The 15,059-nt window shown below is 74.1% G+C and carries 13 protein-coding genes; 4 read left to right on the plus strand and 9 right to left on the minus strand.

Translation table 11 applies throughout. The features are described from left to right. Positions 1-20: 20 nt before the first annotated feature. The 9 genes from AMK16_RS07565 to rimP form a co-directional block, all read right to left on the minus strand. Entirely contained in the window at positions 21-974 is a 954-nt protein-coding gene (locus AMK16_RS07565; RefSeq protein WP_073910829.1) for a bifunctional riboflavin kinase/FAD synthetase, read from the minus strand. 127 nt (positions 975-1,101) lie between these two features. Continuing rightward, the gene (locus AMK16_RS07570) at positions 1,102-4,557 is read right to left on the minus strand and encodes a S1 family peptidase (RefSeq protein WP_073910833.1); all 3,456 of its coding nucleotides are present in this window, start codon (positions 4,555-4,557) and stop codon (positions 1,102-1,104) included. Positions 4,558-4,813: 256 nt separating this feature from the next. Then, positions 4,814-5,749 (minus strand): tRNA pseudouridine(55) synthase TruB, encoded by a 936-nt coding sequence (gene truB, locus AMK16_RS07575; RefSeq protein WP_073910837.1) that lies wholly within the window; start codon positions 5,747-5,749, stop codon positions 4,814-4,816. Beyond that, positions 5,746-6,198 (minus strand): 30S ribosome-binding factor RbfA, encoded by a 453-nt coding sequence (rbfA, locus tag AMK16_RS07580; RefSeq protein ID WP_073910841.1) that lies wholly within the window; start codon positions 6,196-6,198, stop codon positions 5,746-5,748. The genes truB and rbfA overlap by 4 nt, the downstream gene beginning before the upstream one ends. A 33-nt stretch (positions 6,199-6,231) precedes the next feature. Continuing rightward, complete coding sequence (locus AMK16_RS07585) at positions 6,232-6,525, minus strand: DUF503 domain-containing protein (RefSeq protein ID WP_073910844.1); 294 nt, start codon at positions 6,523-6,525, stop codon at positions 6,232-6,234. A gap of 161 nt (positions 6,526-6,686) precedes the next feature. After that, positions 6,687-9,815, minus strand: coding sequence for a translation initiation factor IF-2 (gene infB, locus AMK16_RS07590; protein WP_073910848.1), 3,129 nt, complete (start codon positions 9,813-9,815; stop codon positions 6,687-6,689). Positions 9,816-9,963: 148 nt separating this feature from the next. Next, the gene (locus AMK16_RS07595) at positions 9,964-10,251 is read right to left on the minus strand and encodes a YlxR family protein (RefSeq protein WP_073910852.1); all 288 of its coding nucleotides are present in this window, start codon (positions 10,249-10,251) and stop codon (positions 9,964-9,966) included. 154 nt (positions 10,252-10,405) lie between these two features. Further along, positions 10,406-11,416 carry a transcription termination factor NusA gene (nusA, locus tag AMK16_RS07600; protein WP_073910856.1) on the minus strand — a complete coding sequence of 337 codons (1,011 nt, stop codon included), beginning with the start codon at positions 11,414-11,416 and terminating at the stop codon, positions 10,406-10,408. A 2-nt stretch (positions 11,417-11,418) separates the two neighbouring features. Beyond that, positions 11,419-11,916, minus strand: coding sequence for a ribosome maturation factor RimP (gene rimP, locus AMK16_RS07605; protein ID WP_073910860.1), 498 nt, complete (start codon positions 11,914-11,916; stop codon positions 11,419-11,421). A 330-nt stretch (positions 11,917-12,246) separates the two neighbouring features. Here rimP and AMK16_RS36180 point away from each other — a divergent pair, with 330 nt between their 5' ends. The 4 genes from AMK16_RS36180 to AMK16_RS07625 all read left to right on the plus strand — a co-directional run bounded on the left by AMK16_RS36180 (position 12,247) and on the right by AMK16_RS07625 (position 15,015). Further along, positions 12,247-12,639 (plus strand): hypothetical protein, encoded by a 393-nt coding sequence (locus AMK16_RS36180; protein ID WP_158071213.1) that lies wholly within the window; start codon positions 12,247-12,249, stop codon positions 12,637-12,639. After that, on the plus strand, positions 12,636-13,076 hold the full coding sequence (locus AMK16_RS07615) for a ferritin-like domain-containing protein (protein WP_073910866.1): 441 nt from the start codon (positions 12,636-12,638) through the stop codon (positions 13,074-13,076). The genes AMK16_RS36180 and AMK16_RS07615 overlap by 4 nt, the downstream gene beginning before the upstream one ends. A 44-nt stretch (positions 13,077-13,120) precedes the next feature. Then, entirely contained in the window at positions 13,121-14,023 is a 903-nt protein-coding gene (locus tag AMK16_RS07620; protein ID WP_073910869.1) for an aminoglycoside phosphotransferase family protein, read from the plus strand. A 62-nt stretch (positions 14,024-14,085) separates the two neighbouring features. Then, positions 14,086-15,015 carry a slipin family protein gene (locus tag AMK16_RS07625; protein WP_073910873.1) on the plus strand — a complete coding sequence of 310 codons (930 nt, stop codon included), beginning with the start codon at positions 14,086-14,088 and terminating at the stop codon, positions 15,013-15,015. Positions 15,016-15,059: the final 44 nt, after the last annotated feature.

Raw genomic sequence — 15,059 nt, forward strand, 5'->3', positions numbered from 1 at the left:
GGGCCCTCGCCCGTCCGGCGTCAGCGCATGTCGTAGGCGTCCGTCAGCACCCGCGCCCGCTTCACGTCGTCCGCGATCGCCTCCAGCAGCCCGTCCAGCGACTCGAACTTGGCCATCCCCCGCACGTACGCGAGGAAGTCGACGGCCACGTGCTTCCCGTACAGGTCCAGCCCGATCCGGTCGATCGCGTACGCCTCCACGGTCCGCTCGGTGGCGTCGAACTGCACGTTCGTCCCGACCGAGATCGCCGCCGGCATCCGCTCGCCGTCAGCCGTCAGCCAGCCCGCGTACACCCCGTCCGCCGGGATCGCGGTGTGCGGCTGCGTCTCGACGTTCGCCGTCGGGTAGCCGAGCTCGCGCCCGCGCTGCGCACCGCGCACCACGACGCCCTCGACCCGGTGCGGGCGGCCGAGGATCTCGGCGGCGCCCTCCATGTCGCCCTCGGCGACCAGCTTGCGGGCGAGCGTCGAGGAGAACGGCACACCGCCGCCCGCCTCGCCGCGCTCCACCAGGTCCACGACCTCGACCTCGTAGTCGTAGGTGGCGCCCAGCTCGGTCAGGAAGGCGACATTGCCGGCGGCCCGGTGGCCGAAGCGGAAGTTCGGGCCTTCGATGACGGCCCGCGCGTGCAGCTTGTCGACCAGCACCTTGACGATGAAGTCCGCCGGGGACAGCTGCGAGAACTCCGCCGTGAAGGGCAGGATCAGCAGGGCGTCGACACCCAGACCGGCCATCAGCTCGGCGCGCCGGTCGTAGCGGGCCAGGATCGGCGGGTGGCTGCCGGGGCGCACGACCTCGCTGGGGTGCGGGTCGAAGGTGACGACGACGGACGGGACGCCGAGCGCGCGCGCCGTGGCCACCGCCCGTCCGATGATCAGCTGATGACCGCGGTGCACGCCGTCGTAGGAGCCGATGGTGACGACGCTGCGTCCCCAGTCCTGGGGGATGTCCTCCAAGCCACGCCAGCGCTGCACTGTGACCGCTCCTCGCCCGAACCCGTGTAGGCCTTGTACTGATTGCCGATTACAGGTCTAAGACTGCCATGCCGGTGCCCGCGGGCCCGCATCGGCGTCCGCGCGGGACGACCGCAGCGCCGTATCGTCACATCACCTCCGGGCCGGCCCCGCCGACGCTCTCCGCCGTCCGCCACGCGCCCGGGCCCGGCAGGGGCGCCTCTCCGGCGCCCGCCCGCGCGGGCGGGCGCGCCACGAGCGCACCGAAGGCCGGCTCGCAGCCGGCCGGCTCCACCGTCCGCCGTCCGAAGGCCGCCGGTCCGCCCGGGACCCCGCGCACCTGGCGCCCGGTGCGCCGCAGCAGCTCCCGCGTCGTGCCTTCCGGCCGCGCGGCGGCCCCGGCCCCGGCGGCCCCGAGGAAGGCGTCGAGCACCCGCGGATCGGTCTCCTCGCGCAGCAGTACCTCGGCCAGCTCGGTCCGCAGCGGGTACGAGGGCGGCCCGCCCGGCGCGGCCAGTACGGCGGCCAGCTCGGCCCGCACGCCCGCCGGAGCGGACCGCATCAGGCCGAGGACCAGCGGGCGCAGCACGGGCTCGGCGGCGGGGCCCTGCTCCAGGCGCAGGGCCACGAAGGCGGCGGCGTGCGGTGCGTCCTCGGGGTGGCGGGTGAGGTGCTCGCGCACGAGGTCGGCCGCGCACCGGTCCGGCCCGGGGGTGGTCAGCGCGGCCAGGGCGCGCAGCACCTCCGCGTCGGCCCGGGCCCGCAGGGCGGCGAAGACCGGGTTGGGATCGGGCAGTACGGGCAGCGCCGCGACCAGCGCCGAGGCGGGGAGCCGGGAGCCGCACGCCGGGTCGAGGAAGCAGGCGAGGGCGTCGGGCAGGTAGCGGCCCCGCGTCATGGGGTCGCGGAGCAGTACGGCCAGGGCGCTGCCGTGCACGCCGGGGTCGGCGGGGCGGGCGAGCAGCGCCCGGGCGGCGTGGCGCAGCAGCTCGCGGTCGGCGGGGGTGCGCACGTGCGGGGCGGTGGCGAGCGCGTGGGCGGCGGCCGCGAGGTGGCGTGCGGGCCGTTCGTCGTGGGCCCAGCGGTGCACGGCCCGGCACAGGGCGGTGGGCTCCTCCTCGGCGAGCGCGGCGAGCAGCTCGCCGGCGCGGGGGTGGGCGGTGGTGACGAGCGCCTCGGTGAGGTCGTCCGGGGCGAGCCGGCGGTGGGTGTGGAGCAGGGCCTGGGCGGCGGTGGCGACGGTGGCTCCGGGCCGGCCGCGCAGCCGCCGCCCGTCGGTGAACCAGGCGCACAGCAGGGGCTGTACGAGCCGGGGGTCGCGGGTGAGGCGGCGGGCGGCGGCGTCGAGGTAGCGCTCGCCCGGGACCGCTTCGGCGGGGTCGGCGGGCAGCAGCCGGCGCAGCAGGTCGAGGCGGTCGGATTCGGGCAGCTTGAGCCGGTTCCAGAACCAGCCGCCGAACTCGCCCGGGCCGCAGCGGGCCACGTGCTCGGCGAGGGCGTGCAGTACCGGCAGGTGGGTCCGGGCGTCGGGGGACCGGAGCAGGGTCTCGCGCAGCAGGCGGGTGGCCCACCAGGCCGGGTCGGCGGATCCGTACGGGCCGGGGGCCGCGGTCCCGCCGTCCTCGAAGAGGCGGTTGAGGCGGTGGAGGAGGTGCATGAGCTCTTTGCGCAGCCTGTCGGGGGGCAGGGCGCTCAGGGCTTCCAGAAGGGGGCCGGTCCGGGGCCGGGGTGCGGGGAGCTGTGCCGCGGCGGGGCGGTGGACGAGGGCGGCGAGGGCGGTCGGGACGTCCAGGTGCCCGGCCTGGATCCAGTCGGACAGCTCCTCGTGGGCGAAGCGGTAGCCGGGTCCGGCGGGCACCAGCAGCCCCTCGGTGAGCACCGCGGCGGCCCAGCCGGTGCGCCGCGGGAACAGCGTCTCGAAGGAGGTCCGGTCGAGCGCGCCCTGTCCGGGGCCCAGGCAGTGCCGGGCGGCCTCGTGGACCCGCCCGGCCACCCGCGCGGCCAGGCGCCGGACCCCGGGCCCGTGCACCTGGCCGGGTCCGGCGTGTGAGGCGGCGATGCGGACCGCGGTGCGCAGGCACAGCAGGTCCAGGTGGGCGGCGAAGACCTCGTCGCGGCCGGGCCGGCCGGCCGTGACCCCGGCGGCGCGGATCCCGGCGAGCAGGTGCAGGGTGAGCGGGTGGCGGGCGTCGGGCTCCCGGAGCGCGTCGGCCGGGATGCCGAGCCGGGCCCGGGCGGTCTCGGCCCCGGCCGGGGTGAAGTCGCCGAGCGGGAGGGCGGGCGGCATCCGGCGGTCCGGGCGGGCGGGGGTGTGCAGGACCTCGGGCGGGCACAGGGCGCCGGCCCGCTCCCAGTGCTCGGGCCGGGCGGCGACGGCCAGCCGGGCTCCGCTCGCGCGCAGCCGGCGCACGGTGGCCGCGGCCCAGGGTCCCAGCCGGTGCGCGAGCTCCGGCGGCATCTCCTGCGGGGCGTCGAGCACGACGAGCAAGCCGCTCCCGACGGCGGCCGCCACAGCCGCAACCGCATCCGCGCCTGTTCCGGGACGGGGAGCGGCACCGGGGCCGGAACCGTGGCCGGCGGGCCGGGCGGGGCCCGTCACGATCCGGGCCGCCGACGTCAGCGCACGCGTCACCGCGTCGAACAGGGAGGCGTCGCCCGCCCGCAGGTCGGCCCCGCGCAGCCACAGCGTCGGCGCGGGACGGGCTCCCCGTGCCCGGCGTCCGGCCAGGGCCGCGAGAGCCGTGGTGCGGCCCGTACCCGGGGCCCCCACCAGGCCGAGGACCAGTCGGTCCCCCGTCGTGAAGGCGTCCAGCTCGGCCGCGACAACCGGTCGCTCCACGGGTTCGGACGGCGGCTGCCAACCGGTCGTTGCGAAGGCCGCGCCCATGGTCGCGCCGGTCAGTTCCATGACCCCGGCGAGATTCAGATCGCCCCCGTACGCCGGCACCGTCACGGCGTTGCGTTCCAGCAGCGCGGCCAGCGGACCGGCCGGGTCGGCCCCCGCCGCCGCCCGCAGGGCCACCGCGAGGCCGCCGGAGCGGTGTTCCGCCCGCAGAGCGGTGCCCAGCACCGCGAGCACCGCTCCGGTGCGGGCGTCGAGGACGGGGCCGCCGCAGGTCTCCCCACCCAGCAGCAGCGCGTCCCGCCCGTCCGTCCCGATCGCCAGCTCCACCACCGCGCTCGCGGGCACGGCGTGCAGCCGGCCGGTGTGCGGGCGGGTGACCTCCGTGCCCCTCAGCACCCGCGCCTGCCGCCACCCCCGCGCGGGCAGCGTCACGTACGTCCCCGGTGCGATCGCGCCGCGCACCGACACCGGCAGCGGCCGCACCCCGAGCCCGTCGGAGCGCACGAGCGCCAGCGCGAGCCCGGGCAGCGCCGTCACGTCCCCCGCCCCGGCCCGCCAGGTCCGCCCGGCCGGGCCCGGCGCGCACAGCAGCAGCCGGTCCTGTCCCGCCACGACGTCGTGCGAGGTCACCACCGTCCCGCGGTCGTCGGCGACGAAGCCGCTGCCGCGCGGCCGTCCTTCGGGATCGCGGATCGTGACGAGCTGCGCCCCGCTCCCCGCCGTACCCTCCGCGCCACCTCCGGTGATCCCGTCCGCCATGGCCGCACCACTCCCCGTACCGCTCCCCCGCGACGCCCCCTCGGCACGACGGTAGGCAGGCGAAGATAAGCACGAAAGCACGCGGGACGAACGCGCCCCCCTACGCTCCCTCGATTCACTCCGAGCGCCTGCTCGGACGGGTGAATAACGGGGCCGGGGTGGATAGAGACCTACCCGAGGGGGGTCGTGGAGCGGTGAGCAGCAGACGGTGTGCGCTCACCGCTCCACGTCAAGGGACGACGAGGGGCGCCGGGGGTCAGACGAAGACGGCGAGAGACTTGGCCTTGCCGCCCTTGTTCTCCACGAGCCCGAGCAGATCGCCCTGCGGCCCGTAGACCGCCACGGTCCGGCCTGCCTCGTACTCCTGCGGCATGTCGATCCGCACGCCGTTGGCGAGCAGCGAGGCCCGCCGGGCGTCCAGGTCCCAGCGGGGGAAGGCGGCGGACGCGGCCTCGCCGATCGGCATGACGGTCAGCTCCTCCTGGAGCTGGTCCAGCGTGCGCGCCCGGTCGATCTTGTACGGGCCGACCCGCGTGCGCCGCAGCGCGGTCAGGTGCCCGCCGACGCCGAGGCCGGCGCCCAGGTCACGGGCGAGCGCGCGGATGTACGTACCGCTGGAGCAGACGACGGAGACGACGAGGTCGACGACCTTGGTGCCGTCCTCGGCCTCCGCCTCCCGCATGTCGTACACCTGGAAGGAGGAGACGGTCACCGGCCGGGCCGGGATCTCGAAGTCCTCGCCGTCCCGCGCGCGCTTGTAGGAGCGCACGCCCTTGATCTTGATCGCACTGACCTTGGACGGGACCTGCATGATCTCGCCCGTCAGCGCGGCGATCCCCGCGTCCACGGCCTCGCGGGTGACCCCGCCGGCGTCCGTGGACGAGGTGATCTCGCCCTCGGCGTCGTCCGTCAGGGTGTCCTGGCCCAGGCGGATCGTGCCGAGGTACTCCTTCTCCGTGAGCGCGAGGTGGCCGAGGAGCTTGGTGGCCTTCTCGACGCCCAGGACCAGCACGCCCGTCGCCATCGGGTCGAGGGTGCCGGCGTGGCCCACGCGGCGGGTCTTCGCGATCCCGCGCATCTTCGCGACCACGTCGTGCGACGTGAAACCGGACGGCTTGTCGACGATGACAAGGCCTCCCCCGGCCTCCGGCCGGGAGGGGCCCCCGGGAGTCTTCCCTGCGTCGTTGCTCATTCCGCGGCTGCGTCCTCGTCGTCGTCCTCGTCCGGCTTCTTGTACGGGTCGGCCTCGCCGGCGTACTTGGCGCCGGAGGAGACCTCGCGCACCTGGGCGTCGGAGGTCCGCGCCTTCTCGAGGAGGTCCTCGATGGTCTTGGCGTTCTCCGGGAGGGCGTCCGCGACGAAGGTCAGGGTGGGCGTGAACTTGGTGCCCGCCGCCCGGCCGACCGCGGAGCGCAGGACGCCCTTGGCGCTCTCCAGGCCCGCTGCCGCGCTGGCCCGGTCCTCGTCGTCCCCGTACACCGTGTAGAAGACCGTGGCCTCCCGCAGGTCGCCGGTGACCCGGGTGTCCGTGATGGTCACGTGCGTCCCGAGGCGGGGGTCCTTGACGCCGCGCTGCAGCTTCTCGGCCACCACCTCCCGGATGAGGTCCGCCAGCTTCTTCGCCCGCGCATTGTCGGCCACTGGTCCGTCTCCTTCTTTCTTGCAGACAAGCAATCAGTCTTCATCACCGTGGAGGCGCCGCCGTACGGACAGCAGCTCCACTTCCGGACGCGCCGCGACCAGCCGCTCGCAGCGGTCCAGTACGTCCGAGAGGAACCCCGCGTCCCCGCTCACCAGGGCGACCCCCAAGCGGGCCCTGCGGTGCAGGTCCTGGTCGCCCACTTCAGCCGCGCTCACGGCGAACTTGCGTTGGAGCTCGGCCACGATGGGCCGGACGACGGAGCGTTTCTCCTTCAGCGAGTGGACGTCGCCGAGGAGCAGATCGAAGGACAGAGTCCCCACGTACATGCAATTGCCGGATATCCCGCCGGTGCGGGTTCGGTGGCCTGCCGGCCTTCGCTCGGCAGGGTCACCAGAACCGTACACGCAACGGCCGGGGCCGATCGACGGATATTCCGCCGACCGGCCCCGGTGTTACGAGTTACGACACGGTGCGAACCGCCTCGCGCTTACGCGCGGGGCTTCTCGCGCATCTCGTACGTCGCGATGACGTCGTCGATCTTGATGTCGTTGTAGCTGCCGAGGTTGATACCGCCCTCGAAGCCTTCGCGAATCTCGGTGACGTCGTCCTTGAAGCGGCGCAGACCGGAGATGTTGAGGTTCTCCGCGATGACCTTGCCATCGCGGATGAGCCGCGCCTTGGTGTTGCGCTTGACCTCGCCCGACCGGATGAGGACACCGGCGATGTTGCCCAGCTTGGACGAGCGGAAGATCTCGCGGACCTCCGCCGTACCGAGCTCGACCTCTTCGTACTCCGGCTTGAGGAGGCCCTTCAGAGCCGCCTCGATCTCCTCGATGGCCTGGTAGATCACCGAGTAGTAGCGCACGTCGACGCCCTCGCGGTCCGCCATCTGCGCGGCACGGCCGGCCGCACGGACGTTGTAACCGATGACGATGGCGTCGGAGCCCATCGCCAGCGAGATGTCGGACTCGGTGACCGCACCCACACCGCGGTGCAGGACCCGGATGTCGACCTCTTCACCGACGTCGAGCTGGAGCAGCGAGGACTCGAGAGCCTCGACCGCACCGGACGCGTCGCCCTTGATGATGAGGTTGAGTTCCTGGACCAGACCGGCCTTGAGCACGGAGTCGAGGTCCTCGAGGGACACGCGACGGACGCGCTTGGCGAAGTTGGCGTTGCGCTCACGCGCAGCACGCTTCTCGGCGATCTGACGGGCCGTGCGGTCCTCGTCGACGACGAGGAAGTTGTCGCCGGCGCCGGGGACGTTGGTGAGACCCAGGACCAGGACGGGGGTCGACGGACCCGCTTCCTCGACGTTGTTGCCCTTGTCGTCGAGCATGGCGCGCACTCGGCCGTAGGCGTCGCCCACGACCATCGTGTCGCCGACGCGGAGGGTACCGCGCTGGACGAGGACGGTGGCGACGGCACCGCGGCCGCGGTCGAGGTGGGACTCGATCGCAATACCCTGAGCGTCCTGCTCCGGGTTGGCACGCAGGTCGAGCGAGGCGTCGGCGGTGAGGACGACGGCCTCCAGCAGGGAGTCGATGTGCAGACCCTGCTTGGCGGAGATGTCGACGAACATCGTGTCGCCGCCGTACTCCTCGGCGACCAGACCGAACTCGGTGAGCTGACCGCGCACCTTGACCGGGTCGGCACCCTCGACGTCGATCTTGTTGACCGCGACGACGATCGGGACGCCGGCGGCCTTGGCGTGGTTGAGCGCCTCGATCGTCTGCGGCATGACGCCGTCGTTGGCCGCGACCACGAGGATCGCGATGTCGGTCGACTTGGCACCACGGGCACGCATGGCGGTGAACGCCTCGTGACCCGGGGTGTCGATGAAGGTGATCTTGCGCTCTTCACCGTTGACCTCGGTACCGACCTGGTAGGCACCGATGTGCTGGGTGATGCCGCCGGCCTCGCCCGCAACGACGTTCGTCTTGCGGATGGCGTCGAGCAGTCGGGTCTTACCGTGGTCGACGTGACCCATGACGGTCACGACCGGCGGACGCGGCATGAGGTATTCCTCGCCGCCCTCGTCCTCGCCGAACTCGATGTCGAAGCCCTCGAGGAGCTCGCGGTCCTCTTCCTCCGGGCTGACGATCTGGACGACGTAGTTCATCTCGCCGGCCAGCATTTCGAGCGTCTCGTCGGAGACGGACTGCGTGGCAGTGACCATCTCGCCGAGGTTCATCATCACGGCGACGAGCGACGCCGGGTTGGCGTTGATCTTCTCCGCGAAGTCGGTGAGGGAGGCACCGCGCGACAGGCGAACGGTCTCGCCCTGGCCGCGCGGCAGCATCACGCCGCCGACCGACGGGGCCTGCATGGCCTCGTACTCCTGGCGCCTCTGACGCTTGGACTTGCGACCACGACGGGCCGGACCGCCGGGACGGCCGAAGGCACCCTGCGTGCCACCACGGGCACCGGGACCGCCGGGACGCCCGCCGAAGCCGGGACGACCGCCGCCACCGGCACCGGCCGGACCGCCGCCGAAGCCGCCGCCACCGGGACGCGGGCCGCCGAAGCCGCCACCGCCGCCGGGACGCGAGCCCGGACCAGCCGGACGGCCGGCGAAGCCGCCGCCACCGGGACGAGCAGCGCCGCCACCGGGACGACCTGCGCCGCCCGTACCGGGACCACGGCCACCGGGGCCGCCACCGGGACGGGGACCGGGACCACCGGCAGCGGGACGCTGCGGCATCATGCCCGGGTTCGGACGGTTGCCACCGGGAGCACCACCCGGACGCGGGGCGCCGCCCTGCGGGCGCGGCATGCCGCCCGGGGTCGGACGGCCTGCGCCGGCGCCCTGCGGACGCGGGGCGCCGCCGGGGCCGCCCTGCGGGCGGGGAGCACCCTGGCCGCCGCCGGCGCCGGGGGCGCCGGGACGGGGAGCGCCGGCCGGACGGGGCGCCTGCGGGCGCGCCATGCCGGTGGAGCCACCAGAGGTGAAGGGGTTGTTGCCCGGACGGGGACCGGCCGGACGGGCGCCCTGCGGACGCGGGGCCTGAGCGCCACCGGGGCGCGCGGCCTGGCCGCCGGGGGCGGAGCCGGCCGGACGCGGGGCGCCGGGACGGGCACCGCTCTGGCCGCCCTGGGCCGCCGGACGCTGCTGCGCCGGGCGGGGGCCGGGGGCGGCCGCGGCGGGACGCTCGGTGCGCGCCGGGGCGGCCGGGGCCGCCGGAGGCGCGGTGAACTCGGTCGCCACGGGCGCCGCCGGAGCGGGCTTGGGGGCGGCCGGAGCCTTCGGGCCGGGACGCGGGCCGGAGGCGGCCGGAGTCACCGGGGTGCCGGCGGACGGAGCCTCGGCGGCGGCCGGCTTGGGGGCCGGAGCCGGTGCACCGGGCTTCGGGGCAGCGGGACGTGCAGCCGCACCCGGGGTCGGTGCCCCGGGCTTGGCGGGGGCGGCCTTGCGGGGCGCACCCGGCTTCGCAGCGGACTTGCCGGCGTTGCCGCCGGGCCCCTGCAGTGCGTCGGTCAACTTGCGTACTACCGGCGCCTCGATCGTCGAGGACGCCGAACGGACGAACTCACCGAGTTCCTGGAGCTTGGCCATGACGACCTTGCTCTCAACTCCGAACTCCTTGGCGAGTTCGTATACCCGGACCTTAGCCACTTCGCTCCTTTTAGGTCCGGGTTACGCCGGACCGTTGCTACTTCATGGGCGTACTCATCGCGTACTCATCGAGTGCTCATCGCAATCTCGACCTACTTCCAACTCGCGAGGTACCTGACCGCACGGGGTATCCGTGCCGTTCTACGTCTTACGGTGTCGCCTCGGCCTCAACGGCCACGGCTCGGCGCACTTCCGCCGTGTCGAGCGCTCCGGCGGACCTGAGGGCCCGGGGGAACGCCCGGCGGCGGACCGCCTGGTCGAGGCAGACCACGGCGGGGTGCACGTAGGCACCCCGGCCGGGCAGCGTACCGCGTGGATCGGGGACGCATGCGTCCCCTACCGCCACGATGCGCAGCAGATCGTTCTTGGCCGCTCGCTCCCGACACCCCACACAGGTGCGTTCGGGGCATGCGCGGGCTTGCGTCCGGCCAGACACGCCTAAGTCTACCTCCCCGTACCGACCTCACCCCTACGAGTGATGAATCGAACGGCGTTGTTGTGTCCATTGCCTCGCGATCCGCCGCCCAAACATCGGCGTCGGACGCGCGAGATCCTGTCTACCGTCCGGTAAGCCCCGGGCGGTAGCGGATTTATTCCCCGTCCCGGTCCGAGCCGGCGTCCGGGGACGTCTCGGTGTCGGGGCGGATGTCGATGCGCCAGCCGGTGAGCCGCGCGGCGAGGCGGGCGTTCTGGCCCTCCTTGCCGATGGCCAGCGACAGCTGGTAGTCGGGCACGGTCACCCGCGCGGAGCGGGAGTCCCAGTCCACGACCTCGACGCGGCTCACCCGGGCGGGTGACAGCGCGTTCGCGACCATTTCCGCCGGGTCGTCCGACCAGTCGACGATGTCGATCTTCTCGCCGTGCAGTTCGGCCATGACGTTGCGCACACGGCTGCCCATCGGGCCGATGCAGGCGCCCTTCGGGTTCAGGCCCGAGCGGGTGGACCGGACGGCGATCTTCGTGCGGTGACCGGCCTCACGGGCGATCGCCGAGATCTCGACGCTGCCGTCCGCGATCTCCGGGACCTCCAGCGAGAAGAGCTTCTTCACCAGGTTGGGGTGCGTGCGCGACAGGGTCACGGACGGGCCGCGGACACCCTTCGCCACGCGCACGACGTACGCCTTCAGGCGCAGCCCGTGCGTGTACTCCTCGCCGGGAACCTGCTCCTGCACGGGCAGGATGGCCTCCAGCTTGCCGATGTCGACGAGGACGTTCTTGGGGTCCTTGCCCTGCTGGACGACGCCGGTGATGACATCGCCCTCGCGGCCGGCGAACTCGCCGAAGGTCAGGTCGTCCTCGGCGTCGCGCAGACGCTGGAGGATCACCTGCTTGGCGGTCGTCGCGGCGATCCGGCCGAAGTCCGACGGGGTGTCGTCGAACTCCTTCGGCTCCTGGCCCTCTTCGAGGTCCCTCGGGTCCTCGGTCGCCCACACGATCACGTGGCCGTTGGTGCGGTCCAGCACGACGCGTGCGCGGCGGAAGCTCCCCTCGGTCCGGTGGTACGCGATGAGGAGGGCCGACTCGATCGCCTCGACGAGCAGGTCGAAGGAGATCTCCTTCTCCCGGACCAGACCCCGCAGGGCACTCATGTCGATGTCCACGACTACGCCTCCTCTTCCTTCTTGTCCTTGCGGCTGAACTCGATCTCGACACGCGCCTTGGCGATGTCGGTGAAAGCAATGTGGCGGACGGTCGCCTTGCGGCCCTTCACGCCCGGGATCTCGAGGTCCATCCCCTCGTCGCCGACGCCGAGGATGCGGGCGATCAGTTCCCCGCCCTCGGCCAGCTGGAACTTCACGAGGCGGCCGGTCGCCCGTACGTAGTGGCGGTGCTCGGTCAGCGGGCGGTCCGCGCCCGGCGAGCTCACTTCGAGGACGTACTCGTCCTCACCCATCACGTCGCTCGCGTCGAGCAGGTCGGAGACCTCACGACTCAGCTCGGCGCACGCGTCCAGCTCCACGCCCTCGTCGGAATCCACGATGATGCGCAGCATCCGGCGCTTGCCCGCCCGGGACGTCTCGATCTCCTCGAGGTCCAGGCCCCTGGCGGCGGCGAGCGGCTCCAGCAATACGCGCAGCCTGTCGCTCTGGGTGGTGCTCATCCGGGTGACTCCTCGGCCGCGTGTGCTGTTGTGGTTCCGTCGTGCGTCAGGTCAAAGGGTATCCGGTCGCGGAGGGTGTTGCCGTCCGCCCTGTGGACAGGGCCCCGGGTACCGTGATCACAGCCTGCTCCGCCCTTCAGCCCCGAGGACGTCACCGTGCCCTGGACTCCGCCCTTGAGCCCCTCGCGCAGGAGCCTGTTCTGCGGCGCCGCCGGTGTGGCCGGCGCCGCGCTCCTCACCGGGTGCTCCGACGGGAGCGCGCCCGGCAGGCATGCCGGGATTCCACTCGAACGGCGGCTGCGGGAGGCGGCCGTTCGTGACAGTACGCGCTTGCTGGAACGTTACGACACCACCGCCGCCGCCCATCCGGCTCTGGCGGAGCGGCTCGCTCCGCTGCGGGCAGCCGTCGCCGCCCATGCGGCGGCCCTGTCGCCCACCCCGCCCGGTACGCCCACGCCCGCTCCTCCCGGCTCCGCGGCCCCGTCCGCCTCGGCCTCACCGTCCGGCGGCACCGGGGCGGCCGCGCCGGCCGGGGGGCCGGTGCCCGCGGTACCCGCCGAGGCGCTGACCGCGCTCGCGGACGCCGAGCGGAGCCTGTCGCAGGCCCGCACCATCGACCTGGCCGGGGCGCCGGGGGAGCTGGCCCGGCTGCTGGCCTCGGTGGCCGCCTGCGGCGCCGTGCACGCCTTCCTGCTGACCTCGACCCCCGGAGCCGCGTCGTGAACCCCGAGCCCACCTCCGCCGGCCGGGCCCTGGAGGCGGCGCAGGCCGCCCTGGCGGCCGAGCACGCGGCCGCCTACGGCTACGGGGTGATCGGCGCCCGCGTCGCGGGCCCCCGTGCGGCGGAGGCCCGCGAGGCGTACGGCGTCCACCTCGCACGGCGCGACTCCCTCACCCGGACCGTGCGGGAGCTGGGCGGTGCGCCCCGCCCCTCGGAGGCGGCGTACGCCCTGCCGTTCCAGGTGCGCACGCCCGGCGACGCGGAACGGCTGGCCGCCGGGATCGAGGACCGGGTGGCGGGCGCCTACTCCGATCTGGTGCGGGCCGCGGAGGGTCCGCTGCGCCGCGAGGCGGCCGACGCGCTGAGCGCCGCGGCCGTGCGCGCGGCACGCTGGCGCGGTGTCGGCGTAGCCTTCCCTGGGCTCACCGAAAAGCGCTGAAGTGGCGAAAGGGGCCCCGCACAGCTGAAAGGGACCACGCACGCATGGCTTTCGAACCGCCGCAGCGGCTCGTACGGGCGCTCGGCGAGATGCCGCAACCGGCGCAGGACGCGGCCTGGCTGGGGCAGTTGCCCCGTCTGGCCGAGGCCGCGCTGGCGCGGCGCGAGGTGCAGGCCCAGCGGGTGCAGGCTCCGGGCGGGCGCAGCAGCCTGGTCGTCCTCGTCCGGTACGCCGACGGGACCCCGGCCGCGCTGAAGCTGGCGCCGCCGCACGCCCGGCCCGACCGGGAGCTGGCGGCGCTGGCGCACTGGGGCGGTTTCGGGGCGGTACGGGTCCTCGATTCGCGGTACCACGAGGACGACGGGGCGCTGCTGCTGGAGCGGCTGCACCCGGAGGTGTCCCTGCGCTCCCTGCCCGAGACGAAGTCGCTGCTGGAGGCCAGCGGCACGCTGCGCAGGCTGTGGGTGGCGCCGCCGGCCGGGCACGTCTGGGAGACGGTCGCGGAGCGGACGCTGCGGCAGTCGGCGGTGATCGCGGCGGCTCCTGCGGAGGTCCGTCCGCTGGCCGGCACGGCGCTGGCGATGCGCGACGAGCTGGTCGCGGCGCCGCCGGAGGAGCTCCTGCTGCACGGGGCCTTCCGGCAGGGCAAGGTGCTGGCGGGCGAGCGGGCGCCGTGGCTGACGGTGGGTCCGGACCCGCTGGTCGGCGAGCGGGCGTACGACCTGGCGCGGCTGGTCCGGGACCGGCTGGAGGACCAGATGGCGACCTCGGCGGGGGCGGCCGGTGCCCGGCGCCGGGTGAACAGGCTGGCCGACGCCCTGGAGGTGGACCGGGACCGGCTGCGGGGCTGGACGGTGTTCCGGGCGGTGGAGTCGGGGTGCAGGGCCCTGGCCGCCGGGCGGCGCCGGGACGCGGAGCTGCTGCTGGAGTTCGCGGCCTGGCTGTAGGGCATGGCGTGTGCCGCGGGCATACCGTTTAGGGAGGAAGGTACGTCCGGCAGGGGGCCGTCATGGTCGAAGAACTGCTGACAGCGGGTATCGCCGCGGCCGTGGGAATCGCCGCCTACGCGGGCGCCGCGGCGCGGGTCGTGAAGCAGTACGAGCGGGGCGTGGTGTTCCGCTTCGGCCGGCTGCGGGAGGGCGTCCGCGGGCCCGGCTTCACGATGGTCGTGCCGTTCGTGGACCGGCTGCGCAAGGTGAACATGCAGATCGTGACGATGCCGGTGCCGGCCCAGGAGGGCATCACCCGCGACAACGTCACGGTGCGGGTGGACGCGGTCGTGTACTTCAAGGTGGTGGATGCCGCGAGCGCCGTCATCGAGGTGGAGGACTACCGCTTCGCGGTCTCGCAGATGGCCCAGACCTCGCTGCGCTCGATCATCGGCAAATCGGACCTGGACGACCTGCTGTCCAACCGGGAGCAGCTCAACCAGGGGCTGGAGCTGATGATCGACAGCCCGGCGGTGGGGTGGGGCGTGCAGATCGACCGGGTCGAGATCAAGGACGTGTCGCTGCCGGAGACGATGAAGCGGTCGATGGCACGGCAGGCGGAGGCGGACCGGGAGCGGCGGGCGCGGGTGATCAACGCGGACGCGGAGCTCCAGGCGTCGAAGAAGCTGGCGCAGGCGGCGGAGGTCATGTCGGAGCAGCCGGCGGCGCTGCAGCTGCGTCTGCTGCAGACGGTGGTGGCGGTGGCGGCGGAGAAGAACTCGACGCTGGTCCTGCCGTTTCCGGTGGAACTGCTGCGCTTCCTGGAACGCGCGGCCCCGCCCCCGGCCCCGCCCCCGGAGCCGCCCCCCGCCACCCCGGCAGCCCCGCCCGCGACGCCGGACCCGGACCCTGCGCCCCCGTCCCTCACCGGCCCGAAGGCCCCGCAACTCCCGGCGGCCGACCTGCCGGGTGCAGAGCCCGGGGGAGATCTGCCGCGCGAGGAAGACTAGGGGTGGGCTCCTGGCCGGCGCAGGGGTGCTCTGGCCGGCGGGGG

Origin of the sequence: Streptomyces sp. CB00455 (genome assembly GCF_001905445.1) — a bacterium.
GTDB lineage: Bacteria > Actinomycetota > Actinomycetes > Streptomycetales > Streptomycetaceae > Streptomyces.

What these genes read in the sequence shown, in the direction of transcription:
- AMK16_RS07570 (WP_073910833.1), bottom strand. Translation starts at nt 4,557, where the DNA reads ATGGCGGACGGGATCACCGGAGGTGGCGCGGAGGGTACGGCGGGGAGC.
- truB (WP_073910837.1), bottom strand. Translation starts at nt 5,749, where the DNA reads ATGAGCAACGACGCAGGGAAGACTCCCGGGGGCCCCTCCCGGCCGGAG.
- AMK16_RS07585 (WP_073910844.1), bottom strand. Translation starts at nt 6,525, where the DNA reads ATGTACGTGGGGACTCTGTCCTTCGATCTGCTCCTCGGCGACGTCCAC.
- rimP (WP_073910860.1), bottom strand. Translation starts at nt 11,916, where the DNA reads ATGAGCACCACCCAGAGCGACAGGCTGCGCGTATTGCTGGAGCCGCTC.
- AMK16_RS07620 (WP_073910869.1), top strand. Translation starts at nt 13,121, where the DNA reads ATGGCTTTCGAACCGCCGCAGCGGCTCGTACGGGCGCTCGGCGAGATG.
- AMK16_RS07625 (WP_073910873.1), top strand. Translation starts at nt 14,086, where the DNA reads ATGGTCGAAGAACTGCTGACAGCGGGTATCGCCGCGGCCGTGGGAATC.